Raw genomic sequence first — 687 nt, forward strand, 5'->3', positions numbered from 1 at the left:
CCTTAATTCCGCAACACTATTACAAATATAACTTTTTAAGTACCTGAGCAACAAAAAGTTGCTCAGGATTTTGCCATGTCAGATTTTTCACCTATCTTAGTGTTGCAAATCAAAATATGTATCAAACCCGACAGACATGGTAAAGGTAGCAATAAAATCTGAGAAACTCTCTCCTTTTGGAGGAATTTTTTCAATAATGGAGCTATTTGACTCCAATCTCTCATCTGTAATCGACTCAACTCTCGGTATGAGATGCAGGCTGTATGGTTATCAATACAGCGAAATCATCCGTTCGCTTATGAGCGTTTATTTCTGTGGCGGCTCATGCATAGAGGATGTCACCACTCATCTGATGTACCACCTCTCGCTTCATCCGACATTTCGCACATGCAGTGCCGACACGATTCTCAGAGCCATAAAGGAACTGACCCAGGATAACATTTCCTACACATCCGACACTGGCAAGACCTACGACTTCAACACGGCAGACATGCTGAATACACTGCTCCTCAATTGCCTATTGTCCACAGGGCAGCTGAAAGAGGGCGAGGGGTATGACGTTGACTTCGACCACCAGTTCATAGAGGCTGAGAAGTTTGATGCGAAACCCACATACAAGAAGTTTCTCGGGTACCGTCCAGGTGTGGCTGTCATTGGCGACATGATTGTCGGCATAGAGAACAGCGA

1 pseudogene is annotated in these 687 nt (G+C 44.5%); it reads left to right on the plus strand.

The features are described 5' to 3' along the window. Window positions 1-136: 136 nt before the first annotated feature. Window positions 137-687 (plus strand): annotated as a pseudogene (locus H9625_RS17450) (IS1380 family transposase); the annotation flags it as partial.

Origin of the sequence: Phocaeicola intestinalis (assembly GCF_014837065.1) — a bacterium.
GTDB lineage: Bacteria > Bacteroidota > Bacteroidia > Bacteroidales > Bacteroidaceae > Phocaeicola > Phocaeicola intestinalis.